Origin of the sequence: Haloferax marisrubri (assembly GCF_001469875.2) — an archaeon.
Lineage (GTDB): Archaea > Halobacteriota > Halobacteria > Halobacteriales > Haloferacaceae > Haloferax > Haloferax marisrubri.
The window spans coordinates 41,860-65,722 of sequence record NZ_LOPW02000022.1; the positions used below are offsets into that span (position 1 = coordinate 41,860).

Sequence of the window (23,863 nt, forward strand, 5' to 3'; positions counted from 1 at the left end):
AGAACGCCCGGTCACGGCGGGTTCAGGGGCCGCGTCGAACCAAACGGGTTTTAACGGGCCACACCAAAACCCACCACAAGGTCGATATCTATGCAGATGCCACGCCGTTTCAACACGTACTGCCCGAACTGCAAGGGTCACCACGAGCACGAAGTGGAGAAGGTCCGGAAGGGACGCCCGACCGGCATGAAGTGGAACGCCCGTCAGACGCGACGAGGCAAGGCCACCATCGGTAACGCCGGCAAGTTCTCCAAGGTGCCCGGTGGCGACAAGCCGACGAAGAAGACCCACCTGAAGTACATCTGCTCCGACTGTGGCAAGGCCCACATGCGCGAGGGCTGGCGCGCCGGTCGCCTGGAGTTCCAGGAGTAAATCATGGCAGGAAACTTCTACAAGGTCGCGTGCAGCGACTGCGAGAACGAACAGGTCGTCTTCGGAAAGGCCTCCTCGGTCGTCAACTGCGCCGTCTGCGGAACGACCCTCGCCACGCCGACCGGCGGCAACGCCGAGTTCCACGGCGAGGTCGTCGAGACGGTCGAGCGTCGCGACAGCGACGAACTTGAGGCGTAACTCCCTGGAGGACCTCGTATGAAGTACAGCGGATGGCCTGACCCCGGCGAACTCGTCGTCGGAAAGGTAGACGACATCGCGGACTTCGGCGTCTTCGTCGACCTCGAAGAGTACGAAGACAAACGCGGCCTCTGCCACATCAGCGAGGTCGCCAGCGGATGGATCAAGAACGTTCGCGACCACGTCCGCGAGGGACAGACAGTCGTCGCTAAAGTGCTCGAGGTCAACGAGAGCTCTCAGCAGATCGACCTCTCGATCAAGGACGTCAACGAGCACCAGCGCAAAGAGAAGATTCAGGAGTGGAAAAACGAGCAGAAGGCCGACAAGTGGATGGCGCTGGCGTTCGGCGAGGACATCGCCGACGACCGCTACCAGTCCATCGCTAACGCCCTGCTCGCCGAGTTCGAATCGCTCTACGACGGCTTCGAGCAGGCCGCGATTCACGGTCTCGAAGCGCTCGAAGACGTCGAACTCGACGACGACGAACTCGATGCCATCGTCGACACCGCGCGTCAGAACGTGTCGGTGCCGTACGTCAACGTCACCGGCTACGTCGACCTGCGCTCGCCCGCGGGCGACGGCGTCGACGACGTAAAGGAGGCCCTGAAGGCCGCCGAAGGCGACGGCGAAATCGGCGACGAAATCGAACTGTCGGTCACGTACGTCGGCGCGCCCGAGTACCGCGTCAAGGTCAAAGCGCCCGACTACAAGACCGCCGAGACGGAGCTCGAATCGAGCGTCGCTCGGGCCCGCGAGGTCATCGAGGCCGCGGGCGGAACCGCGGAGTACCACCGCGAACGCAGCGGCGACGAAGAGTAATCGCATGAAATCTGACATCCGGGTGTGCAGCGCGTGGCGCGACCGCCACGACCGCCCGGTGTACTCACTTTCTGAGACCTGTCCGGAGTGCGGCGCACCCACCGAGAACAGCGCGCCCGCCCCGTACAATCCCGAAGACCCCTACGGCGAGTACCGCCGCGCGCGGAAGCGCCGGCTCGCCGAGGAGTCGGAGTAGCCGTCTGCGTCTTCGGCTACCGACGCTCTCTTAACCGGCGCGGCCGCCACTACGTGCATGGACGACATCGAAATCGAGGCTGTCGAGGAGGTCGACCTCACCGACCCGGTCCTCATCGAGGGGCTGCCGGGCGTCGGGAACGTCGGCAAACTCGCCGTCGAGCACCTGCTGGAGGAGTTCGAGGAGGCCACGCTGGTCCGCCGCGTCTACGCCGACGTGTTCCCGCCGCAGGTGAGCATCGACGAGGGCGTCGCCGAGTTGACCCACGCCGCGATTCACGCCGTCGAGACGCCCGGTGAGGGGCCGGACCTGCTCTTGCTGACGGGCGACCATCAGGCGCAGTCCAACGAGGGCCACTACCACCTCACCGACGCCTTCCTCGACATCGCCGAGGAGTTCGGCGTCGAGCGACTGTTCGCGCTGGGCGGCGTCCCGACCGGCGAACTCGTCGACGAACCATCCGTCCTCGGGGCCGTCGCCGACGAATCGCGCCTCGACGAACTCGAAGAAGCGGGCGTCGAGTTCCGCGAAGACGAACCCGCCGGCGGCGTCGTCGGTGTCTCGGGACTGCTTCTCGGCCTCGGCGCTCGCCGCGGCCTCGACGCGACGTGCCTGATGGGCGAGACGAGCGGCTACCTCGTCGACCCCCAGAGCGCGCAGGTCGTCATCGAAGTCCTGCAGGACCTCCTCGAGTTCAGCGTCGACTTCGAGTCGCTCGAAGAGCGCGCGGAGGAGATGAAGGAAGTCGCCGCGAAGATTCAGGAGATGCAACAGCAACAGCAGGGAACCATCGCCAGCGACGACGACCTCCGGTACATCGGCTGAGGCCGCTCCGGCCGTCACGGACCGTCTCGTTTTCAGCCCGGGCGTTCAGGCTTCGATGATGTCGTCGTCTGCGAACTCCGGGACGACGACTTCGCCGTCGAGCGACTGCACCGCGCGGCCGCCGACGCGTATCTCCGCGCCGACTCGCACGCGGACGGTGCCCGGCCGGTCCACGAAGTGACCCTGTTCGAAGCGGAGTTCGTCCGGCATGGAGTCGAACGCGCCGACCTGTCGGAGGTACGCGCCGCAGGCACCCGCGGCGGTGCCGGTCGCGGGGTCCTCGGAGATGCCGATACCGGGCGCGAAACACCGCGCATGGAGCGTGGAATCGCCGTCGATGGCGTCGAAGGTGAAGGCGTAGACGCCCGCGGCGTCGTGTTCGGCGGCGAGGTCGGCGATGGCGGCGTCGTCCGGGTCGGCACCCGAGAGGTGTTCGAGGAAGTTGACCGGGACGACGAGGAAGGGAAGCCCCGTGGAGGCGACCGCGACGGGGAGGTCCGCGCCCACGTCGCGGAGCGCGGCGTCGTCGACGCCGAGCGCCGCCGCGAGGCGGTCGTAGTCGACTTCGAGCGGGCGCACCGTCGGCGCGTCCTGCGTCATCCACACCTCGCCGAGGTCGCCGATTTCGATGTCGAGGGTGCCGACGTTCGTCTCCAGCGTGTGCGTGCCCGGTTCGAGTTCGCTCTCGGCCGCGAGGTGGGCGTGAGCCGCGATAGTCGCGTGCCCGCAGAGGTCGACTTCCTGTTGCGGCGTGAAATAGCGGATACGGCGGTCTGCGGCGGCCGACGAGCAGACGAACGCCGTCTCGCTCGCGCCGAGTTCGGCGGCGACGGCGCGCATCTGCTCCGCGTCGAGGCCGTCGGCGTCGGGGACGACGCCGGCCGCGTTTCCGGACAGCGGTTCGGTCGTGAAAGCGTCGACGAGGAGGGCGCGTCGGCTATCCATGGAAAGGCGCACTACACGGCGATGTATCAAACCAGCGGGTCGGCGGCCGGATTAGGCGAGAAGTTGGAGAGAAGGAGACGAGCGCGGGTCGGTCGATAGCGGCCGATTCACGCGCGGGTCCACCGGACGCGGCCGCTCGTTTGAGCTGCGCCGTCGCCCTGCATCACTTCGCGCATGTTCATACAGGCTGGACACCCGACGACCTCGTCCATGTCGTTGCCGAAGACGCGGACGAAGTCTCGGGAGACGAACTCACCACAGTTACCACACGTGTGCATTCTGTTTCACCTACAAATCCGCATACTCCGGCACTCGACATAACTATGACCCTTGTTAACATGCGTTAGTGTCCGCCTGAACGACGGGTTTTCCGGTTAGTCGTCGCATAACGTCGGTTCGAGCGGTTTTGACACGCCGACACACGGGCGGGGCGAGTCGTACAGATTAAAGGGCGTCAGGCGCGGCAGTACGCACGGTGAACGGAAGATATGGGCGACCTCCCCGACGAGTTTAACTGTACTATCACGAACTGGGAGTACATCTACGGCCTCTGCCGCGACGTTTCGGACGAGGTCAAGACATCCGAGTTCGAACCCGACGTCATCGTCGCGTTGGCCCGCGGCGGCTGGTTCGCGGGCCGGTGTATCTGTGACTTCCTCGGGCTGGACGACCTGACGAGCCTGAAGATGGAACACTACGTCGGGACGGCCCAGAAATCGAACGAGCCGGAGGTCCGCTACCCGATGCCGGAAGGCAGCGTCGAGGGCAAGGACGTGCTCATCATCGACGACATCGCCGACACCGGCGGCTCCATCAAGCGCGCACACGAGTACGTCAACGAGCGCAACGCGGGCGAGGTCCGGACCGCGACGCTCCAACTCCTCCAGACCAGCGAGTTCGAACCCGACTACGTCGGCGAGCGCCTCGAAGAGTGGGCGTGGGTCGTCTACCCGTGGAACTTCATCGAGGACATGATAGACCTCACCTCGGGCGTCATGGCGAAAGCCGACGACGACACCTTCGAACTCGAAGACATCCGCCACTACCTCGCGGAGTTCCACGACGTGGACCGCATCGAGATGGAAATCGCCCAACCCGACCGGATGCCGGAAGTCATGTCCGAGATGGAGCGCCGCGGCTACGTCGAGTCCACCGGCGACGGCGCGTGGCGACTCCTCGAAAACGACGGCGTCGGGGCCTGAACGCGGCTCTTTCGGTCCGCTTCGACGGTCTTCGGTTTCTTCTGCTTCGTTCGGCGCGCTCCGACCGCCTGAGTCCGACCACCGCCCGGACTCGCCCGAAGCGAAACGTTCGTTTGCGTGACGCGCTTCGGCACGCGCATGTCGCTGTTTTCTATCTTCGTCAGCGCGCTTCTCCCGATTCTCGCCATCGGCGCGGTCGGCTTCGTCCTCGGTCGCGTCCGCGACGTTGACCCCGAACCGCTCAACACGGTTACGGTGTACGTCCTCGCGCCGGTACTCGTGTTCTACAGCCTCGCGACGACCGAACTCGCCGGCGAGACGTTGGCGACCATCACCGCCGGCGTCGTCGTCTACCACGTCGCCATGCTCCTCGTCGCGGGCGGCGTCGCCCGACTCGCTGGCATCTCCGAACCTCTCCTCGGCGCGCTCGTCCTCGTCGCCGCCTTTCCGAACTCCGGGAACTACGGCATCCCCGTCAGTTCGTTCGCCTTCGGCGACACCGGCCGCTCGACGGCCGTCGTCTACCTCGCCGTCCAGAGCGTCCTCATCTACACGTTAGGTGTGTACATCGCCGGGCGAGGGACCGACCGCGACGACGGCGCACCGGGGTGGCGCGTCGGCCTCGAACGCATCGTCCGCATCCCGCTCGTGTACGCCGTCGTCGCCGCGCTCGCGGCCCGCTGGCTCGGCGTCGTCCCGCCGACGGGCGTCCCCGCGATGGAGACGTTGCGGCTCGTCGGCGACTCGTCGATTCCGATGATGCTTCTCATCCTCGGCATCCAACTCGCGGGTGCCGACCTCGGCTCGACGCTCTCGGAGGTCGGCGTCGTCGCCGCGCTCAAGATAGTCGTCGCGCCCGCGGTCGCGGTCGGCGTCGCGCTCGTCGCCGGCTTCGGCGACCCGACGGTCGCGCGGACGTTCGTCCTCGAATCTGCGATGCCCGCGGCCGTCACGCCGCTCATCCTCGTCGCGGAGTTCGGCGACGCCTCGGGGACCGGCTCTGCCACCTCGCTCGCCGAGTTCGTCTCCGCGGCCGTCTTCGCGACGACGCTCCTCAGTGTGCCCGCGCTCTCGGTACTCATCTACCTCTTGAACCACGGCTTCGTGGTGTAGCCCCCGTTCCGCCACGATTTTGTGCGCCCTCCCCGACCTTCGAGTATGAAAATCGGATTCATCGGTGGCAGCGGTATCTACGAGGCGCTCCCGCTGGAGAACACCCGCGAGGAACCCGTCGAGACGCCGTTCGGCGAACCCTCGACGACGCCCATCGTCGGCGAGTTCGGCGACACCGGCCGCGAGGTCGTCTTCCTCCCGCGACACGGCCCGGACCACCAGCACTCGCCGACGACGCTCCCCTACCGCGCGAACATCTTCGCGCTCAAGAAACTGGGCGTCACCCACGTCCTCGCCAGCAACGCCGTCGGCAGTCTCAAAGAGGACCTGCCGCCGCAGACGCTCGTCGTCCCCGACCAGATTTACGACCGCACGAAACACCGCCCGCTGACGTTCTTCGACGAGGGCATCGTCGTCCACCAGCCCTTCGCGATGCCGTACGACGAGGAACTCGTCTCCATCCTCGCCGAGGCCGCCGAAGAGGCGACCGACGCGCAGGTCCAGGAGGGTGGAACCTACGTCTGCATCGAGGGCCCGTCGTACTCCACGAAGGCCGAAAGCGAACACTACCGCGCGCAGGGCTGGGACGTCATCGGCATGACGACCATCCCCGAGGCCAAACTCGCCCGGGAGGCCGAGATGGCCTACGCGACCATCACCGGCGTCACCGACTACGACGTCTGGAAGGAAGACAGCGAAGTCACGCTCGACGAAGTGCTGAAGAACGCCGCCGCCAACGAGGAGGCCATCAAGGAGACCGTCGAGGCCGCCATCCGCAAGATTCCCGACGGCCACGAGACCGACAGTCACACTGCGCTCGAAGGGACCATCAACACGCCCGACGAGGCCATCCCCGCCGAGACGAAAGAAAAGCTCGCGCCGCTCATCGACACGTACGTCGACTGAGCCGGCCTCAGCCGTTCAGTTCTGCGGATTCTGCCGAATCGTCCTCCGACTTCACGACCTCGCGTTCGCCACGCGCCGCCTCGTCGGTCGGTGAGAACTCGACCGCGTGACAGCGCGCGCAGTACTCGTTTTCCCCGCGGTCGGTCGTCGCGAGCGGGATGCCCGCGACGACGAGTTGCGTGCTGAACTCCCGGCCGACGCCCCGGTCGTCGGCCTCGCCGCAGACGACGCACTCGCGGACCGCCCGCGGCGACGTGACCACCTCGCGGACGCGGCCGAACGAGGTCGGACTGTGCGAGACGTAACCGGGGAAGTAGCAGTGCAACCAGAAGATGGGGAGGAAAAACAGGAGCGCCCACGTCCAGATTTCCGACTGGGGAAACAGAATCGCCGCCGCGAGCGCCGCGAACAGTGTCGACGTGACGAGTGAGACCGCGACCGTCAGTCGTCGGAGCGTGCTGGAGAGCAGGGTCGGATGGGGCACGTCCGAGAGTGACGACGGGGCCGATAAAAATAGCTAGTCGTCCGCGATGGCCTCGGCTTCGAGTTCGGGGTCGTCAGCGTCGTCAGCGTCGTCAGCGGCGGCGTCGGAACCGCGGTTGCCCGTCTTCGTCTCGGCGTCCGCTTCGTCGGCATTTTCTGCGTCCGTATCCACCTCCGACCCCGCGCCGGGGTCGGCGTCGAACACCTCGGGGTTCCGAATCCAAAGGTCGCCGAACAGGTCGTCCTGCTTGAGGTAGACCGTGCTTCGGTGGGACAGAAACAGGAGCGCGAGGTAGGTCGTCATCACGGTGTCGGCCACGTCGCGTATCTCGGCGAACAGCACCTCGTCGCGGCCCTTCTCGTAGTGGGTGGCGAGCACGTCGCCGACGGCTTCGACGACCGCCTCGATGTCCTCGTTGTGGGCGGTCCCCGTCACGTCGTCCTCCGTGGGTTCGCCCGCACCGCGCATCTCGCCGGGCGTGTGGTAGTCGAGCGTCTGCGTCCCGCGGGAGAAGCCGCGGGGCGATTCCGAGGTGTCGTACTCGCGCCGGCGCTTCCACCACGACCCGCGTTCGACCTCCCGGAGTTCGCGGACGAGTTCGTCCAGCGTCTCCGGCGACCCGCGGGCGTTCTTGCGTTCGAGCCGCCGGTCCATCTCGTCTTCCAGCGCGTCGATGGGGTCGAAGCCGGGCGGGCCGTCGCCGTCGTCGCCGGGGTGGCCCTCGTCGCCGCCGCCCTGTAAGGCGAGTTCCCACGGTTCGAGTTCCTCCTCGTCGGGTTCGTCCGGCGCGAGGAGTTCGTCGGACTTCATTCGCAGGAGGACGCTCGCGTAGAACAGCGCCCGCCCGGTCGTCCGGAGGTCCATCGCGTCGAGGCGGTTCAGGAAGGCGTCGGTGACCTCCACGATGTCGATGTCCCACGGGTCGATGGTGCCCTCCTTGGCGAGTTGGACGAGGAGTTCGACTGGTTCGACCTCGTCGTCGTCGGTCTCGGAGACGTCCTCCGGGAGGACCTCGTCCATCGCGTCGGGTTCGACGGGGTCGGGAGAGCCGTCGGAGTCGGGCGCGGCGTCGTCGGTGGCAAACGAGAAGACCGCGTCGTCATCGTCGTCGCTCGCGTCGCGCTCGCCACGCCCGCGAGAGAGGTTGAGTTCGGGGATGTCGTCAGTCATCCGCCGGAACCTCCGCTTCCACGTCCGCGTCGGCTTCACCGCCGTCACCACCGTCGGCATCGTCGCTGCTGTCGCCGCCGTCGTCGCTTCCACCGTCGTCCCCGCCCGGTCCGTCCGCGTCGCTACCGCCGCTCCCGTCACCTCCTGCTTCGCCGTCGCCGCCGAACTGGATACCCGTGACGGCGCTGACGTTGTCGCCCTGCATCGTCACGCCGATGGCGCGCTCGGCGCGTTCGAGGAGCGCGGAGCGGTGCGAGACGACGACGAACTGGGCGTCGCCCGCGAGGTCGTCGACCATCTGGCCGACGCGCTCGGCGTTCGCGGCGTCGAGGAAGGCGTCCACCTCGTCGAGCGCGTAGAACGGCGCGGGATTGTGCCGCTGGATGGCGAAGATAAAGGCGAGCGCCGTCAGCGACTTCTCGCCGCCGGACATTGCGTCGAGGCGCTGGATGGGTTTGTCGCCCGGTTGGGCCTTCATCGTCAGGCCCTCCTCGAAGGGGTCTTCGGGGTTCTCCAACTGGAGGTGGCCCGTCCCGTTCGACAGGCGCTCGAAGATGTCCGTGAAGTTCTCGGCGATGGCGTCGAACGACTCCATGAACGTCGCCTTCTTCTGGGACTCGTACTGGTCGATGCGGTCGGCGATGGCGTCGCGCTCTTCGACCAGCACGTCGCGGCGCTCCTGGAGGTCTTCGAGGTCGGCCTTCACGTCGTCGTACTCGTCGATGGCGAGCATGTTGACCGGTTCGAGTTCCTCCATCTCCTCGGTGAGCCGCTCGATTTCGGACTCGACCGTGTCGTGGTCGGGAATCTCGTCGGGGTCGTAGTCACCGACCTGCGATTCGAGCTCGTCGATTTCCCATTCGAGGCGCTCGGCGGCCGAACGCATGCTTTCGAGCTTCGATCCGACCGCGCTCACGCGGTCTTTCTTCTCGTCGCGGGCGCTCCGGGCCTCGCGGAGGTCGCCCTGGAGCTCCGTGCGGTCCTCTTTGAGGTCGACCAGTTCCTCCTCGAGTTCGGCGACCGCCTCGCGTTTGGCCTCGAGGTCGTCCTCGCGCTCCTCGATTTTCGACTCCGCTTCGGAGATGGATTTTCGGGCCTCAGCCTTGCGGTTCTGGGCGGCCTCGACCGTGTCGTGGAGGTCGTCGACCGCGTCTTCCGCGTACTGCTTTTCGAGTTGAATCTCGTTGAGCCGGCCGTCGAGCGTCGACATCCGGTCTTCGAGGTCGTCGATGTCCGCGCGAACCTCGTCGGCGCGGGCGGTGAGTTCCGGAATCTCGGAGTCCGCGAGTTCGGACTCGATATCCTCGATGGCGGCCTCGACCGTCTCGATTTCGTCGTCGAGGTCGGCGATTTCGTCGTCGAGGTCGGACATCTGTTCGTCCACCGACTCGCGTTCGGACTGGAGTTCGTCGAGGCGGTCGTTCAGCCGGTCGATTTCGGCTTCGGCGTCCTCGATGTCCTCCTCTGCGTCCTCGATTTCGCGCTCGATGGTCCGGACGCGGTCGGCGGCGTCGGAGGCCCGCCCGCGGGCGTCGTCGAGGTCGTCGTCGATGTCCCGAATCTCGCTGTTGAGCGAGCGACGGCGGTCTTCGAGCTTCGTAATCTCCTTCGCGAGGCGTTCGAGTTTGCCCTCGCCGGACTTCGAAAACGAGTAGCGAGAGCCGCCGCCGGAGCCGCCGGTCATCGCGCCGGAGCGCTCCACGAGGTCGCCGTCGAGGGTGACCATTCGGTAGTCGCCCATCAGGTCCCGGGCGGTCTCCATATCCTCGACGACGAGCGTCGACCCGAGGACGTACGAGAAAATCGACTCGTACTGGCTGTCGTAGTCGACGAGGTTGCGCGCGAAGTCCACGACGCCGGGGTTGTTGGGCTTGCGCGGCAGGCTCCGGTTGTCCATCTTCGTGATGGGCAGGAACGTCGCGCGGCCCGCGTTGCGGGACTTCAGGTGGTCGATACAGGACGACCCGACGCCGTCGTCGTCGACGACGACGTTGGCGAGGCGGCCGCCGGCGGCCGTCTCACAGGCTTTGGCGTACTCGCCGTCGACGGAGCCGAGTTGGCCGACCGCACCGTGGACGCCGGAGATACCGGCGTTGAGAATGGTCGTGACGGCCCGGGGCCACGAGTTATCGCCGTCTTTGCCGGCGCGGGCTTCGAGGCGGGCGTACTCCGACTGCTTGGTCTGGAGTTCGTCCGTCACCTCGGAGAGGTCGTCGTTCAGTTCGGCCTTCTCGGCCTGCAGGTCCTCGATGACGCCGTCTATCTTCGCCTTGTTCTTCTCGGCGGTGTCGAGTTCGCTGTGCAGGTCGGAGATTGTCGCCTTCAGTTCGGGGATGCGCTCGCGGGCGCGTTCGAGTTCGTCCCGCGTCTCCGAAATCTGGTTCGAACGGCGGCGCGCGTCGTCGAGCAGGCGGTCCTTGGCGCGCTGGCGGTCGTTCTTCTCGTCTTTGAGGTCGTCGAGCGTCTCCTTTCGCTCCGCGAGTTCGGACTTCAGTTCGTCGAACTCGGTGTCGACCGAGTCGATTTCGGCCTGCACCTCGGAGAGTTCGACCCGCTTGGACTGGATGTCGCTTTTGACCGACGCCTTCTCGACTTTGACCTCGCGGATGTCGTCTTCGAGGTCGTCTATCTGCTCTTGCTTGCGGTCGATGTCGATGAACGCCTTCCGGCGCTCGGCCTCGGCGTCATCGCGCTTTTCCTCGGCGGCCTCGATGGCGTTTTCGAGCCGAGAGATGTCGCCTTTTATCTCCTCCATCTCCGACTTGATGCGGAGCTGTTCGTCCTCGCCCTTGCGCTCTATCTCGCGGGTGAGGTCTTCGAGGTCTTCTTCGAGCCGGGTGACTTTCCCCTGTCGCTCGTCGAGTTCGGCCTGTAGGTCTTCGAGGTCGGCCTCGGTGGACTCGATGCGCGATTCGGTCCGCGAGAGGTCGTCGCGCTTGTCTTCGAGTTCCGCGGCCTTCAGGTAGCCCTCGTACTCCTCTTTCTCCTCGCGGAGTCCCTTGTAGGTGAGCGCGGTCTCGCGCTCGTCGGCGAGCTGGTCGAGTCGGGTCTCCTTTTCTTCGATGCGGAGGTCCGCCTCGTCGACGCGCTCTTCGACCGCCTCCAACTCCTCGAAGGCGGCGTCTTTCTTCTCGTCGAACTCGGCGACGCCCGCGATTTCGTCGATGATGCCCCGCCGCTGGTAGGGCGTCATGTTGATAATCTCGGTCACGTCGCCCTGCATGACGACGTTGTAGCCCTCGGGGGTGATGCCCGCCTGCGCGAGCAGGTCCTTGATGTCCGAGAGGTTGACCGAGCGCTCGTTGAGGTAGTAGTACGAGTAGTAGTTGTCCGGCGTCTCCTTGACGCGGCGCTTGATGGTTATCTCCTCGACGTCGCCGACCTTGTCGGTGCCGGCGGCGTTGACGACCTGCGAGCGGTCGAGCGTGCCCTCGGAGTTGTCGAGGACGACCGTGACGCTCGCCTCTTTCGGCTGTTTCGCGGCCTCGTCGCTGCCGTCGGCGTGGCCGGGGTTGTAGATGAGGTCCGTCAGCTTCTCGGCGCGAATCCCGCGGGTGCGGGCGAGGCCGAGCGCGAAGAGGACGCCGTCGATGATGTTCGATTTGCCGGAACCGTTCGGGCCCGTAACGACCGTGAAATCCTCGTAGAACGGGATGCGAGTCGGCCGCCCGAAGCTCTTGAAACCGTCAAGGACGAGCTCTTTGATGTGCATGGGTTGGTGTTCACGCGGGCGACGCCCGCAGGTGGAGCGCGCCGCATGAACACGGGGCGCGCTCGCGTCGGACGGCGCGCCCGATTACGCGACGATGATGTCGTCGTCGGGCGTCTCGCCGTCGCCTTCGTCAGTCTCGTCGGTCTCGTCCGGTTTAGTCTCATCGCCGTCGGCCGACGCCACCTCGTCGGCTTCGGCGGACTCCGCGGCGGCCTCGTCTTCGGTCTCCCAGTCGCCGCGACGGGTCGCCGCCCGCGAGGGGACCTCCACGTCGTTGGCGTCTTCGAGTTGGCGAAGCCGTTCTTTGGTCTCGACGAGCTCCTCGGTGAGCCCGTTGACGGCGGCCTGCAGTTCTGCGACTTTGGATTCGAGTTCCTCCACCCGGTTACTCATGGGTAACATAGCCCCGCGCGTGAGACATAAATGTGCGTCAGACAATCACCGAAAATGTGATACGTGTGGGAGTGGTCCCGCTGTCGAACCGCCGCCGCTGACCCCTCAGTCGCGGTACGACTCGGTCGTCGTGGTCCGGAGCGACCGGACCGCGTCGAGGTACTCCTCGCGACTGCGCTTTTCCGCTTTCGCCGCGCGGACCGCGGCCATCGCCTCGGGGCTCGTGAGCAGGTCGACCAGCGTGCAGGCGGTGAGTTTCGCTGGGATGACGTACGCCATCTCCTCGTCGACGACGCGGAAGTCGCGGGCGTGGACCGCGCCCTCGAAGCCGCCGGTCCACGGGTGGATGCCGGGGACGAGTTGCGTGATGTCGCCCATGTCCGTCGACCCCGAGAGGTGCGGCGTCCCCGCCGTGACCGCGTCGGGACCGACGATGTCGCGGGCGTTCTCGTCGTAGAACGCGACCAGCGTCTCGTCGGTCCGAAGCGGCATGTAGCCGGGGTAGTCCTCGATTTCCACGTCGCCGCCGACGCCCATCGCGCCGGCGGCGAGCGCCCGGTTGACCGACTCGTTGACGTCCGAAACGGCCTCGATGGACGCCGCGCGGACGTACGACTCCATCGTCACCTCGGCGGGGACGACGTTGACGCCGTCGCCGCCGCGGGTGATGATGGGATGGACGCGGACGTGGTCCTCGTCGCGGAAGCGCTCGCGCTGGGCGTGGACCGCGTTCATCCCCAGCATCGCGGCGTTGAGCGCGTTGACGCCCTCTTCGGGGGCCGCACCGGCGTGCGCTTCGGTCCCGCGATAGGTGACGAACTTGCCGACGAAGCCGTTGGTCGAGATGTCGCTCGTGACGGTCCGCTCGGGCGTGTCGCTCCCGGCGTGCATCATCGCGGCGGCGTCCCAGTCGTCGACGTAGCCGCGGCGGATGATCTCCTGTTTGCCGCCGAAGAACTCGATGTCGCCGGCTTCGAGGAGACCGCGGCGGTAGTCGAGGTCGAGGTACTCCTCGGCCGGGACGGCGACGAACTCGACCGCGCCGTCGAGGTCGTCCACGACGCCGCTTTCGACGAGGCCGACGGCGGTCCCCACGAGGTGCGCGAGTTGGGCGTTGTGGCCGCAGGCGTGGACCGCGCCGGTCTCGGGGTCCGCGAGCGGGTGGTCCGGGTTGACGAGCGCGTCGAGTTCGCCGAGGACGGCCGCGACGAAGTCGCCGGAGCCGGCGCGGGCGCGTGCGCCGGTGACGGCGAGTTCCGTCTCCACGTCGAGACCGAGGGCTTCGAAGCGGGAGACGACCTTCTCCGTGGTCTTCACCTCCTTGTAGCCGAGTTCCGGTTCGGCCTGCACGTCCTCCGCGAAGGCGATGATGTCGTCGGCGTGGGCGTCGATAGCGTCGCAGACGCGGGCTTTGAGGTCTGCAGTCATCTGGGTCGCGTGTCGAGACGAGTCGGGACGTGATAAGTGACGCCGCCGAGGCGGGCGTCTGCGACCAGTCCCGTTAGTCTTTAGCCCACCGCCGTCGAAGCGCGGCCAATGACTGCGCAAGCGCTCGAACAGCGCGAACTCGCGGTCGTCATCGGGTTGGAAGTCCACGTTCAACTCGAGACGGCCACGAAGATTTTCTGTAGCTGTTCGACCGAGCCTGCCGAGGACGAGGAGCCGAACACCCGCGTGTGCCCCGTCTGTCTCGGGCTGCCGGGCGCGCTCCCGGTGCTCAACGAGGCGGCGGTGGAGTCGGCGGTCAAAATCGGCAAGGCGCTGAACGCCGATATCGCCGAGGACACCCGCTTCCACCGGAAGAACTACTACTACCCCGACCTGCCCAAGAACTTCCAGATCACCCAGTACGACGCGCCCATCTGCGCCGACGGGACGCTGGAAGTGTCCGTCGAGGGCACCCGCCGCGACATCGGCATCACGCGCGCCCACCTCGAAGAGGACCCCGGCAGCCTCCAACACAAAGGCGGTAGCATCGACACGGCGGACTACACGCTCGTCAACTACAACCGCGCCGGCACGCCGCTGGTCGAAATCGTCACCGAGCCCGACTTCCGGAGCCCGCAGGAGACCCGCGCGTTCCTCGCGAAGCTCGAAGAGGTGCTCGAATACCTCGGCGTGTTCGACGCCACCCGCGACGGCTCGCTCCGCATCGACGCCAACATCTCGCTCGTCCCCGCCGACGAGGTCGACGACGACGGCTCGATTTCCGACGAGGCGCTCGAAGCGGCCAACCGCACCGAAGTCAAGAACATCTCCAGCCACAAGGGCGCAGAGAAGGCGCTGGCCTACGAAGTCACCCGTCAGAAGAACGCCATCAAGCGCGGCCGCGCCGTCGAACAGGAGACGCGCCACTGGGACGAGTCCCGCGGCATCACCGTCTCGATGCGCTCGAAGGAAGAAGAAAAGGACTACCGCTACTTCCGGGAGGCCGACCTCCCGCCGCTCCAGGTCGCCCACTGGAAAGAGGAGATTCCGATTCCGGAGCTCCCCGACGCCCGTCGCGAGCGCTTCCACACCGAGTACGGCATCGACGAGGAATCGGCCTCGAAGCTCACCTCGACCAAGGAGGTCGCGGACTTCTTCGAGGACGTGGCCGCCGAGTTCGACGCCGACCTCGCCGCGACGTGGGTCGCCGACAACCTGCTCGGCGAACTCAACTACCGCGACATGCACATCACGGACGTGTCGGACCGCCTCGACGAGTTCACGCGGCTCGTCGAACTCGTCGACGCCGACGAGGTGACGACGAAGAACGCCGAGGAAATCGTCCTCCGAGAGATGCTCGACGAGGGCAAGGACCCCGACACCATCGTCGACGAAGAAGGGCTCGGCAAGGCCGACGACGACGAAATCGGCGGCTTCGTGCAGGAAGCCATCGACGAGAACCCCGACGCCGTCGAGGACTACCACAACGGCGAGGGCGGCGCGCTGAACTTCCTCGTCGGGCAGGTCATGCAGAAGTCCAAGGGGAGCGCCGACCCCGGCACCGTGAACCAGTTGCTCCGCGAGCGACTGGACGAATAACGCGGGGTCGTCCCGCTCGGCGTCTCGATTCTCCGCGCCCCGTCAGGCGACTTCGTGGTTCACGTACTGGTCGAACGGGACGAACGACGCCGAACCGCAGGCGGCGCACTCGTCGGGGGCGCTGTAGTGGTACAGTCCGTCGTCGTGCGTCACCGACCCGGCGTAGACCGCGTGACAGTCGGTGCAGACGTATCGGTCCGGTAACTCGGGCGTGTGAGCCATACGTTCATGTTGTACCTGCGGCCACATGATACTATCTTGCCAGAATGTGACGGGAACGGCTACGCCCTGTCGGCGTCGCGGCCGAACAACATCGCCGATCCCAGAACGACCGCGAACCACGTCAGCGCCTCCTCTGCCGCCGGTGACGCCGGAAGCGGGCGCTCTACGCCGGCCCGGTAGACGAGGAAGTAGTCGCCGTCGACTTCGAACACTCTCGCGCCCGCGTCCGCGGACCAGAGTTCGCGGTCCGCCGTCGCCGACCCGTCCTCGATAGCCGTCCGCGCGGTCGGGTATCGGTCCGGGGGCCGAGCGATATGGTCCAGCGCCGCCGCGGCCGAGACGCGCGCCGTCGAGAGGACGTACCGGCCGTCCTCCCACGTCGATTCGCGCTCGAAGACCCGGCCGTCGTAGTAGGCGAGGTACAGTTCTTCGGTGTCGAGATGCCCGGACGAACTCGATTTCACGTCCGGGTGGTCCACCGCGAGCGTCTCGTTCAGGGTCGCGGCCTCCAGCGCGCAGTAGCGCGTCACCGATGACCCGACCGAGCAGGCGAAGCCGTCGATGCCGTACCACAACTCCGAGCGAGCGTCGCGGTCGGGCACGACGAGTCGGTCGTCTTCGACCCCGATTTCGGCGGACTCGTAGGTGTACGTCGGGTCGGTGAGTCCGAGCGCCGGCCCCCAAAGCGGCGTGAAAATCAAGAGGACCGCGAGACCGAGCCGAAGGTGTTCGGTGGAGGGCTGTCGCATGGTTCGCCTTTCCGGGCCGTCGAAGAAAGTCGTTCTGCTGTCAGGTTTGTCGGTGGGGGTCGAAGGTGGCAGAGACTAGTCGTCGCCCGCCGCCGGCGTCGCTCCGCGGTCGATGACGCCCTCGCGCCACGTACCGAGGCGGAACCACGCGACTGCGACCGCAAAGGAGGCGACGGCACCGACGACGTACGCCCACCAGAGACCTTCGACGCCCCACGCGAGCCCCGAGACGGGGCCGACGACCGGGAGCGAGACGGTCCACGTGAACGCGACCGCGAGGGCGACCGGGACGCGGAAAATCCACCGCGAGAGGAACGACAGCGCCATCGCGGCCTTCGTGACGCCCGCGCCGCGGAACGCCCCCTGAATCACCATCACGCCGCCGAAGAACGCCCACGACGGGGCGACGATGCGGAGGAACGTCACGCCCTCGTCGATGACGTCCTGTTCGTCGATGAACAGCCGCATCGCCTCGTCCGGGAAGGCCATGACGAGCCCCGCGGCGGCGAAGAGTAGCCCCATCGTCCCCGCCATCGCGGTCCACGCGACCGAGGCGGCTCGGTCGGGTGTCCGCGCGCCGAGGTTCTGGCCGACGCCGGTCGCCGTCGCCTGCCCGACCGCGCCGGAGACGGTCCACGAGACGGACATGAGGCGGACGCCGATGCCGTAGGCCGCGGTCGGCGTCGGGCCGAATCGGGCGACGAACGCGGCCATCACGACCGCCGAAAAGCTCCGCGCCCAGCCGTCGAGGGTGGCCGGGTAGCCGATATCGACCAGTTTTCTGAGGCGCTCCGGGTCGGGCCGGAGGTCGGCGAGTCGGAGCCTGACGCCCCAGTCGCCGCGCAGGAGGATGTAGACGCCGGCGGCCGTCGCGAACAGGCGGGCGATGAGCGTCGCAATCGCCGCGCCGCGGGTTCCCATCCCCGCGATTGGCCCCCAACCGATGATGAGAATCGGGTCGAGAACGACGTTGAGGCCGGCGGAGGCGACCATGAGCCACATCGCGGTCTTCGTGTCGCCCGCGCCCTGGAGCGCCGCCCGAAACGCAAAAAACAGGAACGTGAGCGGCAGCGAGAGGAAGATGACCTCGATGTAGGCGAGCGCCTCGGTGAAGACGGCACCCTCCGCGCCGATGAGTTCCAAAAGCGGATATCTGAACGCGAAGCCGGCGACGGCGAGGACGACCGAGACGGCGAGGGTGAGAAGCACCGTCTGGCCGACGACGCGGTCGGCCTCGCGGTCGTCGCCCGCGCCAACGTGCTGCGAGACGAGGGCGATGGTCGCGGCGGTGATGCCCATCGCGGTCGAGACGAACATCCAACTCGTCGGGAACATGAGCGAGACGGCGGCGACGGCGTCCGCGCCGACGCGGCCGACCCAGAACACGTCCGCGAGGTTGTACAGCGTCTGGAGGAGGTTTCCCGCGACGAGCGGCCACGAGAGGGAGAGCAGTTTGGGGGCGATTCTCCCCTCGGTCATGTCGATTCGCGAATTACCCGACACGGTCTCAGGTTCGGCGGGCGGCGGTTATCGCTTCTGGTGTCGCGGTCGCTCGTCGCGTCGAGTCGATAAGGCGAGTCGGCGAAATCCGTCGGGAGACGCGGCGTGTGGCGGACGCGTCGGCAGACACACACCTTCGCGCGCGAGGCGCGCTCACCCGCACGCTCGTATCCGCGCGCGTTGAGGCCGCTACGCTCCGAATTCGGCACGAAAGGTTTAGGACAACCCCCATCATATCGCCGCTCAATGAGCAGGGGTCCGGAACTCATCATCACGGAGAAGGACAACGCCGCGAGGCGCATCGCCGACATCCTGAGCGGCGAGACCGCCTCCGCGGAGCGAATGAACGGCGTGAACGTCTACAAGTGGGGTGGCAAGCGCTGTATCGGCCTGTCGGGCCACGTCGTCGGCGTGGACTTCCCGCCGGAGTACAACGACTGGCGCGACGTGGAGCCGGTCGAACTCATCGGCGCGCCCGTCGAGAAACACCCCACGCAGGAGAACATCGTCGCCGCGCTCCGCCGACTCGCCCGCCGCGCGGGGACGGTCACCATCGCGACCGACTACGACCGCGAGGGCGAACTCATCGGGAAGGAGGCGTACGAACTCGTCCGCGACGTGAACGAAGACGTGCCCGTCGACCGCGTGCGGTTTTCCTCCATCACGAAGCGCGAGGTGACGGAGGCGTTCGAGAACCCCGACGACCTCGACTTCAACCTCGCCGCCGCGGGCGAGGCCAGACAGATTATCGACCTCGTCTGGGGGGCCGCGCTCACGCGCTTCCTCTCGCTTTCGGCCCGCCAACTCGGCAACGACTTCATCTCGGTCGGCCGCGTGCAGGGGCCGACGCTGAAGCTCATCGTCGACCGCGAGCGCGAAATCGAGGCGTTCGACCCCGAGGACTACTGGGAGCTGTTTTCCAAGCTAACGAAGGACGCCAACGGTGACGCCGAGTCGTTCGAGGCGCAGTACTTCTACCTCGACGACGACGGCACCGAAGCCGAACGCGTCTGGAACGAGGCGGACGCGGAGGAAGCGTACCAGACGCTCCTCGGCGTCGAGGCCGCGGAAGTCGCGTCGGTCAACCGCCGCACGCGGACCGACACGCCGCCCGCGCCGTTCAACACCACGCAGTTCATCCGCGCCGCCGGCTCAATCGGCTACTCCGCCCAGCGGGCGATGAGCATCGCCGAGGACCTCTACACCGCCGGCTACATCACCTACCCGCGGACCGACAACACGGTGTACCCCGACGACCTCGACCCGCGCGAACTGCTCGGCGCGTTCGAGGGCGACCGCCGGTTCAAGGAGGACGCCGAATCCCTCCTCGAACAGGAGGAAATCGAGCCCACCGAGGGCGACAACGAGACGACCGACCACCCGCCGATTCACCCGACCGGCGAGCTCCCCTCGGCGTCCGACCTCACCGAAGACGAGTGGGACGTGTACGAACTCGTCGTCCGGCGCTTCTTCGCCACCGTCGCCGAGGACGCCGTCTGGGAGCACCTCCGCGTCGTCGCCGAGGTCGAGGGGCTCTCGCTGAAGGCCAACGGCAAGCGCCTGCTCGAAGCCGGCTACCACGACGTCTACCCGTACTTCAACTCCAGCGAGTCGTTCGTGCCGGACGTCGAGGAGGGCGAGTCGCTCGTGCTGTCCGACACGCACCTCGACGCCAAGCAGACCCAGCCCCCGCGGCGCTACGGCCAGTCGCGGCTCATCGAGACGATGGAACAGATGGGCATCGGGACGAAGGCGACCCGCCACGACGTGATTCAGAAGCTCTACGACCGCGGCTACATCGAGAGCGACCCGCCGCGACCGACCCGCCTCGCGCGGGCGGTCGTGGAGGCCTCCGAGGACTTCGCGAAGCTCATCGTCAGCGAGGAGATGACCTCGCAGCTCGAATCCGACATGCTGGCTATCGCCCGCGGCGAGGCCACCCTCGAAGACGTGACCGAGGAGTCCAAGGAGATGCTCCAAGACGTGTTCGAGGGGCTGATGGAGTCCCGCGAGGAACTCGGAAAACAGCTGCAGGACTCGCTGAAGGCCGACAAGACGGTCGGCACTTGTCCCGAGTGCGGCGGCGACCTCGTCGTCAGAAAGAGCCGCCGCGGCTCGTACTTCATCGGCTGTGACTCCTACCCCGACTGCACCTACACGCTCCCGCTTCCCTCCACGGGCAAGCCGCTCATCATGGAGGACTCCTGCGAGGACCACGACCTCCACCACATCAAGATGCTCGCCGGGCGCAAGACGTTCGTCCACGGCTGTCCGCTCTGTAAGGCCGAAGAAGCCGACGAGGAAGACGACCTCGTTATCGGGACGTGCCCGGAGTGCGGCGAAGAACACGACGGCGAACTCGCCATCAAACGGCTCCGGTCCGGCTCGCGACTCGTCGGCTGTACCCGCTACCCCGACTGCGACTACTCGCTGCCGCTGCCCCGTCGCGGCGACATCGAGGTGACAGACGAGTCCTGCGAGGAACACGACCTCCCCGAACTCCGGATTACCTACGAGGGCGACCGCGAGCCGTGGGAACTCGGCTGTCCCATCTGTAACTACCGCGAGTACCAAGCCCAGCAGAACGGCGAGGGCGGTTCCGACTTAGAGAGCATCAGCGGCATCGGCGCGAAGACCGCCGAGAAACTGAAAGACGCCGGTATCGAGGACGTGAAGACGCTGAAGGCGTCCGAACCCGACGACATCGCGGCGAAAGTCGAAGGCGTTGGTGCGGATACGGTTCGGAAGTGGCAGACGGCGGCGGATTAATTCCCGTTCCAAACGTATCGTTTTCCCCGGTCGTTTTCGACCGAGACTTCGGGGAGTCGGGCGAGCCAAACGCCGACTGAACTCGCCCGACGTTTCGCGCTACTCCGCGATAGCTCCGACTCAGATGCGACGAAGTCAACGAGCTTACTGTGTTCGAGTGACCCCGACTCAGAGAGCGGGTGCGCGAGTCGTTCGATTATCTCTGCGTTTCGAATCCCGTCGAGAAGGAGGGGTTCGGCCTCGTCGTCGAGGCCCTCCGTTCGATAGGCGACGTACCGAGCGCCGCTTCGGGTGAGCGACCAGCGGCGCTGTCTGTGGGACTCCTCGTCGGGCCACTCTTGATGAACGAACCCGAGAATCCAGCCCGCAATCGCGTACAGGTCCGCGTGGCGGGGCGATACGCCCGCGGACGAGACAATGTCGTCTTTCGCGCCGCGGGTGTCGCCGATAGCCGAGAGAACAGCGTCGAGGGTTTCGAACGAGTTGGCGAGCGGAATTCGTTTCGACGGAACCGTGCCCGTCTCGTCGGTCTCTCCGAACAGGTTCCAGAAACCCTCGTCGGGTTCGAACTGTCCGCCGCCCTGTCGAACGCCGACGCGAAGGTCGACCATCGACTCGAACAGCGCGGAACCATTCACCAAGTTGATACCTGCCCGTTCGGCGCTTTCGACGGCCGGGTCGGTGAACGAACTCGTCGTGATGACCGTCCCGGTGTCGCATCCCGTATCGGCTAGCGCGCCCTGAAATCGCTGTATTGCGGGCGAACCGACCGTGTTGCTCGGGTCGTACTGCTTCGCCTGAACGCCGAGCGAAACGTCCAGAAGCGGATTACTGACGCGACCGTCGATGTCGATGCCGCCGTCCTGTCGGAACGCGGTCACCGAGAACCGCGCCGGGGGAAGTGACTCCGTAAGCACCGACTCGCAGAGTAGCTCGAACTCCGCCGCGGACAGAGCCATCGCTCTGTGTTCGACGTACTCGGTCGCGGCGGCAGCGTCCATCGTACACCGGATTTGGTGACAAGTGGGTTAAAATTCACTCCCGACTATGCGTGTGACCCATTTCATCCGCACGCTTTTTACGCCCCCTCAAGCATAGAGCGACCAATGAGCTATCCGTGGGAAGACTGGGACCATATCACCAAAATCGACCCAGACAAGGACCTCGTCGACGGCGAGACGTTCGAAGACGTATGTGAGACGGGCACCGACGCCCTCGAAATCGGCGGCACGCTCGACATCACAGAGGAGAAGATGGAACGCGTCATCGAGGCGACCGCGAAGTACGACGTGCCCATCTACCAGGAGCCGTCGAACCCCGGCGTCGTCATCGACGACGACGCGCTGGACGGCTACCTCATCCCGACGGTGTTCAACGCGAGCGACTCGTTTTGGATTACCGGCGCGCACAAAGAGTGGGTCCGCATCGAAGACGGCCTCGACTGGGACCGCACCCACACCGAGGCGTACATCGTGTTGAACCCCGAGTCGTCCGTCGCCGAGTACACCGACGCCGACACCGACCAGTCCGCCGAGGACGTGGCTTCGTTCGCCCGCGTCGCCGAGAAGATGTTCGGCCAGAAAATCATCTACGTCGAGTACTCGGGCACCTACGGCGACCCCGAGAAGGTCGGCGCGGCGCACGACGCGCTCGACGATGCGACGCTGTTCTACGGCGGCGGCATCCACGACTACGAATCGGCTTACGAGATGGGCCAGCACGCGGACGCGGTCGTCGTCGGCAACCTCCTGCACGACAAGGGCGTCGACGCGGTGCGCGAGACGGTCGAGGGCGCGAAGGACGCGACGGCCGAACTCGTCGCCGAGTAATCCCCACGGGCGCGGTTTCGCATCTCCGACGCTGACACGCCTTCTTCTACGCCGACTCCGGGTTTGCGCCGCCAGCGTGCGACTCCCGAGTGGCTTCGACGCCGAGCGCCGTGGCGTCCGGCGCGCCGCGCCCGAGGAGCGCCGCGGCCGCGACGAGAAAGCAAAACGAGGCGGTCGCGACGAGTGCGGTCCCGGCGACCGGCACCGCGGCGCAGAGGGCGACGAGCAGGCGGGCCGCGAAGCCGACGAGCGCGACGGCCGAAGCGACGCCGACGAACGAGCGGTCGAGCGCGAGGTCGCGTGCGACCGGAACTGCCGCCACGAGCGAGCGGTCGCGGGCGAGGGCGACCGTCGCGGCCATCGAGAGATACGAGCCCGCCAGCGTGGCGACCCCGGCCGCGGCCAGCGTGGCGGTGTCGAGCGGGGAGAGGCCGAAAAGCCCGAGCATCACCGGGTCGGTCGCGTGCGTGAGCATCGAAAGCGACGGCGTGGACCCCGGAAGGGCGGCGGTCGCGAGGCCGACCGCGGGGAGTTGGAGCGCGACGAGCGCGGCCGAGAGGCGAGCGCCGTCGGCGGCCATGCCGGTGAGGCCGTCGAACGACGGGAGCGCGGTCGCCTCGCGGTCGCCGGCGCGAACGAGGCGGACGACGTAGCCCGCAAGCAGAACGCCCGCGAGCGGCGTGGCGAGCGACGCGAGCGTCGCGAGGACCCCGACGACGGCCGTGTCGAGCGAGGAGTCTTCGGCGAGCGGGAGGGCGAACGCGGCTTCGAGGTCTGAAACGTCCATGTCCGAGGCGAGGTGGCCGCGGGTTCGCATATAAACCTCAGCACCGGAGCCGTCGCGGGCGAAGGGGAAACCGGGTCACTCCTCCGTCGTCGGTTCGTCGTCCCAGTAGCCGACGGCGGCGTCTCGCGGATAGTAGCCGTGGAGCGTCCGGGCGTTCTTGTCGCCGCCCGGCGGTGCACCGCAGAACACGCCGACTTTGTCGGAGTCCGGATAGACGGTCACGTCCGGGTGGTTCATCGTCGAGAGCGCGAGGTATCGGAGCGGTTCGTCGCCGTCGTTCTCGATTTGCCTGACGTAGTCGGCCCCGGCGGGGAGCGCGACGTAGGTGTCCGGTTCGAGGTCGAGGTCGGCCGCGCCCTCGCGCGTCCGGAGCGCGCCCGTTCCAGAGAGCACGTACAGCGCCTCCTCGTTGCCCTCGTGGTAGTGGGTCGGCCACGGCCGCTTCCCGGGTGGGACTTCGTAGAGCGAACAGCCGAGGTCGCGGCCGCCGGCGCGTTCGGCGAGTCGCTTCCGACGGAACGCGAAGCGGTCGCCGCGCTCGCTTTCGGACCAGTCGAGGTCGGCGGCGCGAACGGCGTTCGGGGCCGGACTGGACGCCGAAGACGCGTCGGATGGGTCGGGAGCCATGCCGGAGCAACGCGCGCC

The 23,863-nt window shown here is 66.8% G+C and carries 24 protein-coding genes; 11 read left to right on the forward strand and 13 right to left on the reverse strand.

Going from position 1 to position 23,863, the window contains the following annotated elements; genetic code table 11:
* Nucleotides 1–90 precede the first annotated feature (90 nt).
* Genes AUR65_RS17765 through AUR65_RS17785 form a run of 5 tightly spaced genes read left to right on the forward strand, consistent with a single transcriptional unit; the run spans nucleotide 91 to nucleotide 2,410 of the window.
* Nucleotides 91–372, forward strand: a complete 282-nt coding sequence (locus tag AUR65_RS17765) for a 50S ribosomal protein L44e (protein ID WP_004972860.1) — start codon at nucleotides 91–93, stop codon at nucleotides 370–372.
* Nucleotides 373–375: 3 nt separating this feature from the next.
* Nucleotides 376–570 (forward strand): 30S ribosomal protein S27e, encoded by a 195-nt coding sequence (locus AUR65_RS17770; RefSeq protein WP_004044235.1) that lies wholly within the window; start codon nucleotides 376–378, stop codon nucleotides 568–570.
* Between the two features lie 18 nt (nucleotides 571–588).
* Nucleotides 589–1,389: a translation initiation factor IF-2 subunit alpha gene (locus AUR65_RS17775; RefSeq protein ID WP_058568454.1), complete on the forward strand. Its 801-nt coding sequence runs from the start codon at nucleotides 589–591 to the stop codon at nucleotides 1,387–1,389.
* A 4-nt stretch (nucleotides 1,390–1,393) separates the two neighbouring features.
* Nucleotides 1,394–1,585, forward strand: coding sequence for an RNA-protein complex protein Nop10 (locus tag AUR65_RS17780; RefSeq protein ID WP_058568455.1), 192 nt, complete (start codon nucleotides 1,394–1,396; stop codon nucleotides 1,583–1,585).
* Between the two features lie 57 nt (nucleotides 1,586–1,642).
* Entirely contained in the window at nucleotides 1,643–2,410 is a 768-nt protein-coding gene (locus tag AUR65_RS17785; RefSeq protein ID WP_058568456.1) for a proteasome assembly chaperone family protein, read from the forward strand.
* A gap of 45 nt (nucleotides 2,411–2,455) precedes the next feature.
* On the opposite strand, the gene AUR65_RS17790 is transcribed toward AUR65_RS17785, so the two are convergent.
* Nucleotides 2,456–3,355, reverse strand: coding sequence for a PhzF family phenazine biosynthesis protein (locus AUR65_RS17790; protein ID WP_058568457.1), 900 nt, complete (start codon nucleotides 3,353–3,355; stop codon nucleotides 2,456–2,458).
* Between the two features lie 107 nt (nucleotides 3,356–3,462).
* Entirely contained in the window at nucleotides 3,463–3,633 is a 171-nt protein-coding gene (locus tag AUR65_RS20105; RefSeq protein WP_004044240.1) for a DUF7563 family protein, read from the reverse strand.
* Nucleotides 3,634–3,843: 210 nt separating this feature from the next.
* Between AUR65_RS20105 and AUR65_RS17795 the strand changes: the two genes are divergently transcribed.
* The 3 genes from AUR65_RS17795 to mtnP all read left to right on the forward strand — a co-directional run bounded on the left by AUR65_RS17795 (nucleotide 3,844) and on the right by mtnP (nucleotide 6,576).
* Nucleotides 3,844–4,557, forward strand: coding sequence for a phosphoribosyltransferase (locus AUR65_RS17795; RefSeq protein WP_004044241.1), 714 nt, complete (start codon nucleotides 3,844–3,846; stop codon nucleotides 4,555–4,557).
* A gap of 117 nt (nucleotides 4,558–4,674) precedes the next feature.
* Nucleotides 4,675–5,670 (forward strand): AEC family transporter, encoded by a 996-nt coding sequence (locus tag AUR65_RS17800; RefSeq protein WP_058568458.1) that lies wholly within the window; start codon nucleotides 4,675–4,677, stop codon nucleotides 5,668–5,670.
* 45 nt (nucleotides 5,671–5,715) lie between these two features.
* Complete coding sequence (gene mtnP, locus AUR65_RS17805) at nucleotides 5,716–6,576, forward strand: S-methyl-5'-thioadenosine phosphorylase (protein WP_058568459.1); 861 nt, start codon at nucleotides 5,716–5,718, stop codon at nucleotides 6,574–6,576.
* A 7-nt stretch (nucleotides 6,577–6,583) separates the two neighbouring features.
* Here the strand turns inward: mtnP and AUR65_RS17810 are convergent, their stop codons facing one another.
* The 5 genes from AUR65_RS17810 to AUR65_RS17830 all read right to left on the reverse strand — a co-directional run bounded on the left by AUR65_RS17810 (nucleotide 6,584) and on the right by AUR65_RS17830 (nucleotide 13,763).
* Nucleotides 6,584–7,060 (reverse strand): hypothetical protein, encoded by a 477-nt coding sequence (locus AUR65_RS17810; RefSeq protein ID WP_058568460.1) that lies wholly within the window; start codon nucleotides 7,058–7,060, stop codon nucleotides 6,584–6,586.
* A gap of 33 nt (nucleotides 7,061–7,093) precedes the next feature.
* Entirely contained in the window at nucleotides 7,094–8,230 is a 1,137-nt protein-coding gene (locus AUR65_RS17815) for a segregation and condensation protein A (protein WP_058568731.1), read from the reverse strand.
* Nucleotides 8,223–11,942, reverse strand: coding sequence for a chromosome segregation protein SMC (gene smc, locus AUR65_RS17820; RefSeq protein ID WP_058568461.1), 3,720 nt, complete (start codon nucleotides 11,940–11,942; stop codon nucleotides 8,223–8,225). The genes AUR65_RS17815 and smc overlap by 8 nt, the downstream gene beginning before the upstream one ends.
* A gap of 84 nt (nucleotides 11,943–12,026) precedes the next feature.
* Nucleotides 12,027–12,335, reverse strand: a complete 309-nt coding sequence (locus AUR65_RS17825; protein ID WP_058568462.1) for a DUF7518 family protein — start codon at nucleotides 12,333–12,335, stop codon at nucleotides 12,027–12,029.
* Nucleotides 12,336–12,440: 105 nt separating this feature from the next.
* Complete coding sequence (locus tag AUR65_RS17830; protein WP_058568463.1) at nucleotides 12,441–13,763, reverse strand: amidohydrolase; 1,323 nt, start codon at nucleotides 13,761–13,763, stop codon at nucleotides 12,441–12,443.
* A 108-nt stretch (nucleotides 13,764–13,871) separates the two neighbouring features.
* On the opposite strand from AUR65_RS17830, the gene gatB reads away from it, so the two are divergent.
* Nucleotides 13,872–15,362, forward strand: coding sequence for an Asp-tRNA(Asn)/Glu-tRNA(Gln) amidotransferase subunit GatB (gene gatB, locus AUR65_RS17835; protein WP_058568464.1), 1,491 nt, complete (start codon nucleotides 13,872–13,874; stop codon nucleotides 15,360–15,362).
* 42 nt (nucleotides 15,363–15,404) lie between these two features.
* Here gatB and AUR65_RS17840 read toward each other — a convergent pair whose 3' ends face one another.
* The 3 genes from AUR65_RS17840 to AUR65_RS17850 all read right to left on the reverse strand — a co-directional run bounded on the left by AUR65_RS17840 (nucleotide 15,405) and on the right by AUR65_RS17850 (nucleotide 17,836).
* Nucleotides 15,405–15,584 carry a hypothetical protein gene (locus tag AUR65_RS17840; protein ID WP_058568465.1) on the reverse strand — a complete coding sequence of 60 codons (180 nt, stop codon included), beginning with the start codon at nucleotides 15,582–15,584 and terminating at the stop codon, nucleotides 15,405–15,407.
* Nucleotides 15,585–15,643: 59 nt separating this feature from the next.
* Nucleotides 15,644–16,333: a hypothetical protein gene (locus tag AUR65_RS17845; protein ID WP_058568466.1), complete on the reverse strand. Its 690-nt coding sequence runs from the start codon at nucleotides 16,331–16,333 to the stop codon at nucleotides 15,644–15,646.
* A gap of 75 nt (nucleotides 16,334–16,408) precedes the next feature.
* Nucleotides 16,409–17,836, reverse strand: coding sequence for an MATE family efflux transporter (locus tag AUR65_RS17850; RefSeq protein WP_332888745.1), 1,428 nt, complete (start codon nucleotides 17,834–17,836; stop codon nucleotides 16,409–16,411).
* A 243-nt stretch (nucleotides 17,837–18,079) separates the two neighbouring features.
* Here AUR65_RS17850 and AUR65_RS17855 point away from each other — a divergent pair, with 243 nt between their 5' ends.
* Complete coding sequence (locus AUR65_RS17855; RefSeq protein WP_058568467.1) at nucleotides 18,080–20,602, forward strand: DNA topoisomerase I; 2,523 nt, start codon at nucleotides 18,080–18,082, stop codon at nucleotides 20,600–20,602.
* On the opposite strand, the gene AUR65_RS17860 is transcribed toward AUR65_RS17855, so the two are convergent.
* Nucleotides 20,599–21,603, reverse strand: a complete 1,005-nt coding sequence (locus AUR65_RS17860) for a restriction endonuclease (RefSeq protein ID WP_058568468.1) — start codon at nucleotides 21,601–21,603, stop codon at nucleotides 20,599–20,601. The genes AUR65_RS17855 and AUR65_RS17860 overlap by 4 nt on opposite strands.
* A gap of 105 nt (nucleotides 21,604–21,708) precedes the next feature.
* Here AUR65_RS17860 and AUR65_RS17865 point away from each other — a divergent pair, with 105 nt between their 5' ends.
* A complete protein-coding gene (locus AUR65_RS17865; RefSeq protein WP_058568469.1) occupies nucleotides 21,709–22,431 on the forward strand; it encodes a phosphoglycerol geranylgeranyltransferase in 723 nt (240 codons plus the stop codon).
* 46 nt (nucleotides 22,432–22,477) lie between these two features.
* On the opposite strand, the gene AUR65_RS17870 is transcribed toward AUR65_RS17865, so the two are convergent.
* Nucleotides 22,478–23,218 carry a DUF4013 domain-containing protein gene (locus AUR65_RS17870; RefSeq protein WP_084816538.1) on the reverse strand — a complete coding sequence of 247 codons (741 nt, stop codon included), beginning with the start codon at nucleotides 23,216–23,218 and terminating at the stop codon, nucleotides 22,478–22,480.
* Between the two features lie 75 nt (nucleotides 23,219–23,293).
* Nucleotides 23,294–23,845, reverse strand: a complete 552-nt coding sequence (locus AUR65_RS17875) for a cupin domain-containing protein (RefSeq protein ID WP_058568471.1) — start codon at nucleotides 23,843–23,845, stop codon at nucleotides 23,294–23,296.
* Nucleotides 23,846–23,863: the final 18 nt, after the last annotated feature.

What these genes read in the sequence shown, in the direction of transcription:
- AUR65_RS17765 (WP_004972860.1), top strand. Translation starts at nt 91, where the DNA reads ATGCAGATGCCACGCCGTTTCAACACGTACTGCCCGAACTGCAAGGGT.
- AUR65_RS17770 (WP_004044235.1), top strand. Translation starts at nt 376, where the DNA reads ATGGCAGGAAACTTCTACAAGGTCGCGTGCAGCGACTGCGAGAACGAA.
- AUR65_RS17775 (WP_058568454.1), top strand. Translation starts at nt 589, where the DNA reads ATGAAGTACAGCGGATGGCCTGACCCCGGCGAACTCGTCGTCGGAAAG.
- AUR65_RS17780 (WP_058568455.1), top strand. Translation starts at nt 1,394, where the DNA reads ATGAAATCTGACATCCGGGTGTGCAGCGCGTGGCGCGACCGCCACGAC.
- AUR65_RS17785 (WP_058568456.1), top strand. Translation starts at nt 1,643, where the DNA reads ATGGACGACATCGAAATCGAGGCTGTCGAGGAGGTCGACCTCACCGAC.
- AUR65_RS17790 (WP_058568457.1), bottom strand. Translation starts at nt 3,355, where the DNA reads ATGGATAGCCGACGCGCCCTCCTCGTCGACGCTTTCACGACCGAACCG.
- AUR65_RS20105 (WP_004044240.1), bottom strand. Translation starts at nt 3,633, where the DNA reads ATGCACACGTGTGGTAACTGTGGTGAGTTCGTCTCCCGAGACTTCGTC.
- AUR65_RS17795 (WP_004044241.1), top strand. Translation starts at nt 3,844, where the DNA reads ATGGGCGACCTCCCCGACGAGTTTAACTGTACTATCACGAACTGGGAG.
- mtnP (WP_058568459.1), top strand. Translation starts at nt 5,716, where the DNA reads ATGAAAATCGGATTCATCGGTGGCAGCGGTATCTACGAGGCGCTCCCG.
- AUR65_RS17815 (WP_058568731.1), bottom strand. Translation starts at nt 8,230, where the DNA reads ATGACTGACGACATCCCCGAACTCAACCTCTCTCGCGGGCGTGGCGAG.
- smc (WP_058568461.1), bottom strand. Translation starts at nt 11,942, where the DNA reads ATGCACATCAAAGAGCTCGTCCTTGACGGTTTCAAGAGCTTCGGGCGG.
- AUR65_RS17825 (WP_058568462.1), bottom strand. Translation starts at nt 12,335, where the DNA reads ATGAGTAACCGGGTGGAGGAACTCGAATCCAAAGTCGCAGAACTGCAG.
- AUR65_RS17830 (WP_058568463.1), bottom strand. Translation starts at nt 13,763, where the DNA reads ATGACTGCAGACCTCAAAGCCCGCGTCTGCGACGCTATCGACGCCCAC.
- gatB (WP_058568464.1), top strand. Translation starts at nt 13,872, where the DNA reads ATGACTGCGCAAGCGCTCGAACAGCGCGAACTCGCGGTCGTCATCGGG.
- AUR65_RS17840 (WP_058568465.1), bottom strand. Translation starts at nt 15,584, where the DNA reads ATGGCTCACACGCCCGAGTTACCGGACCGATACGTCTGCACCGACTGT.
- AUR65_RS17845 (WP_058568466.1), bottom strand. Translation starts at nt 16,333, where the DNA reads ATGCGACAGCCCTCCACCGAACACCTTCGGCTCGGTCTCGCGGTCCTC.
- AUR65_RS17855 (WP_058568467.1), top strand. Translation starts at nt 18,080, where the DNA reads ATGAGCAGGGGTCCGGAACTCATCATCACGGAGAAGGACAACGCCGCG.
- AUR65_RS17860 (WP_058568468.1), bottom strand. Translation starts at nt 21,603, where the DNA reads ATGGACGCTGCCGCCGCGACCGAGTACGTCGAACACAGAGCGATGGCT.
- AUR65_RS17865 (WP_058568469.1), top strand. Translation starts at nt 21,709, where the DNA reads ATGAGCTATCCGTGGGAAGACTGGGACCATATCACCAAAATCGACCCA.
- AUR65_RS17870 (WP_084816538.1), bottom strand. Translation starts at nt 23,218, where the DNA reads ATGGACGTTTCAGACCTCGAAGCCGCGTTCGCCCTCCCGCTCGCCGAA.
- AUR65_RS17875 (WP_058568471.1), bottom strand. Translation starts at nt 23,845, where the DNA reads ATGGCTCCCGACCCATCCGACGCGTCTTCGGCGTCCAGTCCGGCCCCG.